This is a genomic window from Rhodococcus sp. GQ147, from assembly GCF_059759155.1.
Genome location: NZ_JCAXDU010000057.1, coordinates 1 through 1,439 on the forward strand (window position 1 = coordinate 1; position 1,439 = coordinate 1,439).

Sequence of the window (1,439 nt, forward strand, 5' to 3'; positions counted from 1 at the left end):
ATCTGTGTGTGTTGTTTCAGATACCGCACAGTGGACGCGTAACATCTTCGTGGTAAGTCCTCGGCCTATTAGTACCGGTCACCTCCACCCATTGCTGGGCTTCCAGTTCCGGCCTATCAACCCGGTGGTCTGCCGGGGGCCTTACCCCCTCGAGGGGGTGAGAAACCTCATCTTGGAACAGGCTTCCCGCTTAGATGCTTTCAGCGGTTATCCCTTCCGAACGTAGCCAACCAGCCATGCCCCTGGCGGGACAACTGGCACACCAGAGGTTCGTCCGTCCCGGTCCTCTCGTACTAGGGACAGCCTTCCTCAAGTTTCTAACGCGCGCGGCGGATAGAGACCGAACTGTCTCACGACGTTCTAAACCCAGCTCGCGTGCCGCTTTAATGGGCGAACAGCCCAACCCTTGGGACCTACTCCAGCCCCAGGATGCGACGAGCCGACATCGAGGTGCCAAACCATCCCGTCGATATGGACTCTTGGGGAAGATCAGCCTGTTATCCCCGGGGTACCTTTTATCCGTTGAGCGACACCGCTTCCACATGCCGGTGCCGGATCACTAGTCCCGACTTTCGTCCCTGCTCGACCTGTCAGTCTCACAGTCAAGCTCCCTTGTGCACTTGCACTCGACACCTGATTGCCAACCAGGCTGAGGGAACCTTTGGGCGCCTCCGTTACATTTTGGGAGGCAACCGCCCCAGTTAAACTACCCACCAGGCACTGTCCCTGAACCAGATCATGGTCCGAGGTTAGAGGTCCAATACGATCAGAGTGGTATTTCAACAACGACTCCACCCATACTGGCGTATGAGCTTCACAGTCTCCCACCTATCCTACACAAACCGAACCGAACACCAATACCAAGCTATAGTGAAGGTCCCGGGGTCTTTTCGTCCTGCCGCGCGTAACGAGCATCTTTACTCGTAATGCAATTTCGCCGAGTCTGTGGTCGAGACAGCAGAGAAGTCGTTACGCCATTCGTGCAGGTCGGAACTTACCCGACAAGGAATTTCGCTACCTTAGGATGGTTATAGTTACCACCGCCGTTTACTGGGGCTTAAATTCTCAGCTTCGCGGATTGCTCCGCTAACCGGTCCTCTTAACCTTCCAGCACCGGGCAGGCGTCAGTCCGTATACATCGTCTTACGACTTCGCACGGACCTGTGTTTTTAGTAAACAGTCGCTTCTCTCTGGTCTCTGCGACCACCCCCAGCTCACGGAGCAAGTCCGGTCACCGAGCGTGGTCCCCCTTCTCCCGAAGTTACGGGGGCATTTTGCCGAGTTCCTTAACCACAGTTCTCTCGATCGCCTCGGTATTCTCTACCTGACCACCTGTGTCGGTTTGGGGTACGGGCCGTGTACCAACTCACTAGAGGCTTTTCTCGGCAGCATAGGATCACTGAATTCCCCTCAACGGGTACGCATCACCTCTCAGGCTG

The 1,439-nt window shown here is 55.9% G+C and carries 1 rRNA gene; it reads right to left on the minus strand.

Features of this window, described 5'->3' with window-relative positions:
* Positions 1-48: 48 nt before the first annotated feature.
* Positions 49-1,439 (minus strand): 23S ribosomal RNA (locus AC6CID_RS24990); the annotation flags it as partial.